Annotated in this window: 5 protein-coding genes; 4 read left to right on the top strand and 1 reads right to left on the bottom strand. The window is 36.1% G+C overall.

Going from position 1 to position 5309, the window contains the following annotated elements:
• The first annotated feature begins 182 nt into the window (after nt 1-182).
• The 3 genes from QME58_13950 to QME58_13940 are packed head-to-tail and all read left to right on the top strand — an operon-like array spanning nt 183 to nt 1818.
• Nucleotides 183-890 (top strand): hypothetical protein, encoded by a 708-nt coding sequence (locus QME58_13950; GenBank protein MDI6804918.1) that lies wholly within the window; start codon nt 183-185, stop codon nt 888-890.
• The gene (locus QME58_13945) at nt 883-1281 is read left to right on the top strand and encodes a hypothetical protein (GenBank protein MDI6804917.1); all 399 of its coding nucleotides are present in this window, start codon (nt 883-885) and stop codon (nt 1279-1281) included. Before QME58_13950 ends, QME58_13945 begins: the two co-directional genes overlap by 8 nt.
• A 45-nt stretch (nt 1282-1326) precedes the next feature.
• Nucleotides 1327-1818 carry a BsuBI/PstI family type II restriction endonuclease gene (locus QME58_13940; protein MDI6804916.1) on the top strand — a complete coding sequence of 164 codons (492 nt, stop codon included), beginning with the start codon at nt 1327-1329 and terminating at the stop codon, nt 1816-1818.
• Nucleotides 1819-1832: 14 nt separating this feature from the next.
• On the opposite strand, the gene priA is transcribed toward QME58_13940, so the two are convergent.
• Nucleotides 1833-4400, bottom strand: a complete 2568-nt coding sequence (gene priA, locus QME58_13935; GenBank protein ID MDI6804915.1) for a primosomal protein N' — start codon at nt 4398-4400, stop codon at nt 1833-1835.
• A 328-nt stretch (nt 4401-4728) separates the two neighbouring features.
• On the opposite strand from priA, the gene QME58_13930 reads away from it, so the two are divergent.
• Nucleotides 4729-5280: a T9SS type A sorting domain-containing protein gene (locus QME58_13930; protein MDI6804914.1), complete on the top strand. Its 552-nt coding sequence runs from the start codon at nt 4729-4731 to the stop codon at nt 5278-5280.
• The last annotated feature ends 29 nt before the right edge of the window (nt 5281-5309 follow it).

Genomic DNA, 5309 nt, shown 5'->3' with positions numbered 1-5309 from the left:
CATATTCATATTATTTTCTGTTGATTCATTCATTTTCTTAAATATACAAAAAAAAAGTATTCAATAAGTCAATTTTTGGAACCGCCCATAATAAATATCGTCAAAAAGTTATACTGTCTTTCTCGCAAGGTCTCAAAGATATAAGCCAGCGACAAACAAGAGAATATTATCTTGATGAATTAATGGATGCTAATTCATATCAGAGGATACTTCATTTGCCAACGTCAGAATATGATAGGAAGGTCGTTCATCTTTTTAAATTATGGCGAGGAAGTCTTAACGCTTTCAATATTCAGATTTCTACTGGACCAGTTGTTTCATTCAGGGCTAACAGTTTCATACATACTCAAACTAAGCCGGGACTTTCTCTTGCCCCTTTGTTCTGGATGCACAATACATCCAAAATGAAATTAACCTGGCCGATCAATAAAATTGGCAAGGGTGAGTATATTCAGGTTTGTGATAAGTCTTTGCCTTTACTAGTACCAAATAAAAATTACATCTTTCTTCGCCGGTTTAGCGCCAAAGACGATAAAAGCAGACTTATAGCGACACCATACTTTGCGGAAGCTGTTGATGCTGATCTAATTGGAGTTGAGAATCATCTGAATTACATATATCGGCCCGGTGGACATCTTGATCGTAATGAAATCTTGGGAATTTCAGCGTTGTTGAATAGTAATTTGTTTGATACCTATTTTCGAACATTTAACGGCAATGTTAACGTTAGTGCTACTGAATTAAGAGATATGCCAATGCCACCAATTGAAACAATCAGGCAAATCGGTAACGCAATTATAATAAAAAATAATTTTACACAACCGGCGGTCGATGAAATAATAGAACAATATTTTGAATTAGAAAAGAAATTATATTTCGCTTATGACTAAAATTGAAGAAGCACAAATCATCCTTAAAGAACTCGGATTGCCTAAGTCTCAACAAAACGAAATTTCTGCTCTTACTTTGCTTGCCCTCTGTTCTATCAAGAACAATAGTAATTGGAAAGATGCTCAGCGAATAAGTTTAAAAGTTACTAAAGGTGTAATGGCATTTATAGCAAAATACTATAAGAGGCGTTATGCTCCTAATACTCGCGAAACAATTAGGCGGCAAGTCTTACACCAATTTGTGCAAGCAAGGATTGCTGATTATAATCCCGACAATCCAAATCTTCCTGTTAACAGTCCAAATGCACACTATGCTATCTCAAAGCAAGTTTTGGAATTCATAAAAACTTTTGGAACAAAGAAGTGGCGAGTTTCAGTTGAAATTTTTTAAAATGATGTTGGTGAACTTAAAAAGCGGTATGTTAAAGATCGAGATATGACCTTAATTCCATTGAAGTTTTCTAATGGTAAAATTATCCATCTTTCACCGGGAAAGCATAATCAAGTTCAAGTTGCTATTGTGAATCAATTCGCGTCCCGTTTTGCAAAAGATTCAATCCTTCTATATCTCGGTGATACAGCGAAAAAAGATCTTCATATGGATCACAATGTTCTTAAAAAATTGGGTATACCAATAGATCAACATAGCAAACTACCAGATGTTGTTATATATGATCCGAATAGAAATTGGTTATTCCTTATTGAGGCTGTAACATCGCATGGACCCGTTACGCCTAAACGTATAATCGAACTCGAACAACTCTTAATAAATTGTAAAGCTGGTAAAGTTTATATTTCAGCCTTTCCAGATTTTGTTGAATTTAAACGGCACACTACTCAGTTAGCTTGGGAGACTGAAGTTTGGATTATGGAACACCCAGATCATATGATCCACTTTAACGGTGATAAATTTATAGGTCCTCGGTAGTTATCGTGCAGATTTTACATCATCCCAACCGGATCCACATCCACGATAATTTTTACATCTTTACTTTTTTTGAAGTCTGATTGATGAAACTTCTGCATAACTGAGGTTAAAACTTCACGAAGTATTTTTCCCGACGGGTCGTTGCTCTTCAAATCTTTCAGCAAAATATGCCAGCGGTATTGCTTGTTCAATTTCGAAATTGCAGCTTCGGAGGGTCCTAAATATATCAGCTTAGTTTTCTCGTTTTTAAACAATTGAAACAACTTATTCGACTGCCGTATTACATCGCTTTCATCTTCACCCTTTATCTCAATTAACGCCATCCTGGAAAAAGGAGGATATTTTAATTCAACCCGTCCTTTTATTTCTTCGCTGAAAAATCCTAAATAATCGTGTGTTAATACATGTTTTAGTGTATAATGTTTTGGTTGGTAGGTTTGTATTATAACTTCTCCCTTCATCAATCCACTACGTCCAGCTCTTCCTGCTACTTGAGTAAGAAGCTGGAATGTTCTTTCGGCAGAACGGAAATCGGGTAATAACATTTGCGTGTCGGCGCTTATTACTCCCACTAATGTAACGTGCGAAAAATCCAATCCTTTGGCAACCATTTGAGTACCGAGTAAAATATCAATTTCGCCTCTTGAGAAGCGACTTAAAATTTTATCGTGCGAACCTTTTTGGGATGTTGTATCCAAATCCATTCTTACGATTGATGCTGCCGGGAAAAATTTCTGAAGTTCTTCTTCAACACGCTGAGTTCCGAATCCTTTGTAACTAAGGTCGGTCGAATTGCAGTGAGGACAAACTTCGGGCGGGTTTTTTATGAAGCCGCAGTAATGACAACGCAGATGTTTTTTAATGATGTGAAATGTAAGTGTAATGTTACAATTTTCGCACATTGCAACATATCCGCATTCCAAACATTCTAATAGGGAAGAAAACCCGCGGCGGTTTTGTAGAAGAATAATTCCCTCCTTTTTATCTAAACGGTTCTGAATTTGAGCTTTCAGAATTTCTGATATCGAACTGAATTCAGGTTTTCGTTTAGAGAGTCGTGCCGCGACCGGGTCTTTTGCGAACTCTGCTTTCCTCTCTGCACGAAATTTTTCTACTACTATCTGTCGCTCAATAGTCATATCAACAATTTCTATCTCAGGAAGCTTTGCGTTATCAACCCGTTCGGGAAGCTCAATCAGTTTGTACTTACCGCTTGTTGCATTGTGGTAACTTTCAATTGACGGAGTCGCCGAACCGAGTACTACAACAGCATTATTGTTCACACCCCTCATTATTGCAACTTCCCGCGCGTTGTAACGGGGTGTTTGGTCGTATTGTTTATATGATGACTCGTGTTCTTCATCTACAACAATTAATTTTAAATTTTTTAACGGTGAAAATATTGCCGATCGCGGGCCTATAACAATTGAGTAGTGTCCGCTTTTTGATAAACGCCACACATCCTGTCGTTCGGCAAGCGACATCCTGCTGTGTAGTACAGCAACTTTATCGCCGAAGTGCATTTGAAACCGCGAAACCGTTTGCGGTGTCAGCGAAATTTCTGGTACCAATACGATTGCACTTTTCCCGTCATCCAGCGCTTTACGAATCGCCTCAATATAAATTTGGGTTTTACCGCTGCCCGTAATTCCGTACAATAAAAAAGTTTGAAACTCGTTGCGTGCCATTGCTTCCCGAATATTATCGAGCGCCTCATTTTGATGTTGATTTAAAATTATCTGCTGGTTCATATCAGGTTGTGATTCGTATTTAATTCCGCGATTTACTTCCCTTTCAGATATCAACAAAACGCCAGCGTTTTCAATACTTTTCAGCGATGTTAAAGTAGCTCCCGTTTGTTTTAATAAGTCGCCAACCGTTATTACCGAACCTAACGGAAATTTATTTAACAATTGAACAATACTAATTTGTTTTGAAATTCGTTTGTTGTTTTGCGATGCTTCTAAAAATGTGATCCACTTTTGTTTTGAGCTTTCTGTTATATGAATTATTTTTTCAAGTTTTGGCTTGATAGTATGAGTAACGAATTGTTCTGAAATGTTTACTAAACCCTTGTTAGCTAATTCGTTTATTATGGAATGAACGTTTTTGATAAAGAGTTTTTTTTGAATATGTTCAACGCTGATTTCTCGTTTTTCAAAAAGTAGTTTTAGAACTTCAGTTTGTTTTGGAGCGCCTCTGGTTTTCGAAAAAGCTTTTTCGATATCTATTTCTAACAGCGTTACAATTTTATGGGAAGTTGAAAATGTTTTTTGAGGCAATGCAGCTTTAAGTACTTCGCCCCAAGGAGCAAAATAGTATTCTGAAATCCAATGTGTAAGTTTCAGCATTTCTTCCGAGATTATCGGTTCGGGATCCAATATGTCATGAATGTCTTTGAGGCGTGGGACAGTAGTGCTTTTTAATTTGTTCACAACAAAACCGATAACGGTCTTGTTACCGAATGGAGCCACTACTCTTACACCAATTTTAATTTGACTTTGTAAAGCATCGGGAACGTTGTAAGTAAATAGCTGGTCAACAGCTACGGGTACTGCTATGTCGACAAATAGTTTTGGCATTTATAAAAATGTCGTTAAAAAAACAGAGAGAAGCAAACGCTCAGTTGCCTTTACCGGCAATCTCACATAAGGCAAGCTTTTTAAAAGTATATTCATGACTAACTATAATCTGATATTACATGCTCAATTAAGTGCTTAAATGGTGATAAGTCGCAATAATTAGTAAATTTCCCACAATAAATTTGACATTTAACCGGAGATAAATTATATTCTTGTCAGTGAGTAATACAGTTAGTACTAATTAGTAAAAATAAAAAAATAATTGGTAATCTGCAGACATATTACAACCTATATTCCCCAGGGTGGCTCTCTCGATGAGCCAACATATATGACGGTTGATCTAGATAATGACAATAAATTAGAGCTTGTAATTCTAAGCGGTGCGGATTTGTATATATTTAAATCTAACGCTGATAATTCTTATTATCTTTGGTATTTCAGAAGAGATAACGCAAAAACAAGCATACAGTTTTATGATTTTAATAATGATGGAAAGAAAGATTTTATTTGGAGTAAAACAGGAACTGATAACCAAGGTCGTTTACGTTTATATGCGGACATATTCAAAGCATCAGGTCTAAGCGACATAAAAGATGATCCGTACACAACTATACCTCAGTCAGTTAAATTATACCAGAATTACCCTAACCCATTTAATCCAAGTACAAGTATTAAGTATGAAATATCAAAAAGGGATTTAGTAACAATTGTTGTATATGACATTCTGGGTAGGGAAATAAAAACACTCTTAAATGAAATAAAAAACCCAGGTATCTACACGATTAATTGGAATGCAAGTAATTTATCATCGGGAATTTATTATTATCAATTAAAAACATCCAGTAGCACACAAACAAAAAAAGCGTTGCTGCTGAAATGATTAATAACAATGTAGAAAGGAGGTGTTTG

It is taken from the genome of Bacteroidota bacterium (genome assembly GCA_030017895.1).
GTDB lineage: Bacteria > Bacteroidota > Ignavibacteria > UBA10030 > BY39 > JASEGV01.
The sequence above is the reverse complement of the archived record's forward strand: the minus strand, read 5'-3'. Positions and strand labels throughout refer to the sequence as shown.

Bases quoted from the DNA above. Each gene is read 5' to 3' on its own strand.
- QME58_13950 (MDI6804918.1), top strand. From the start codon at position 183: ATGGATGCTAATTCATATCAGAGGATACTTCATTTGCCAACGTCAGAA.
- QME58_13945 (MDI6804917.1), top strand. From the start codon at position 883: ATGACTAAAATTGAAGAAGCACAAATCATCCTTAAAGAACTCGGATTG.
- QME58_13940 (MDI6804916.1), top strand. From the start codon at position 1,327: ATGACCTTAATTCCATTGAAGTTTTCTAATGGTAAAATTATCCATCTT.
- QME58_13930 (MDI6804914.1), top strand. From the start codon at position 4,729: ATGACGGTTGATCTAGATAATGACAATAAATTAGAGCTTGTAATTCTA.
- priA (MDI6804915.1), bottom strand. From the start codon at position 4,400: ATGCCAAAACTATTTGTCGACATAGCAGTACCCGTAGCTGTTGACCAG.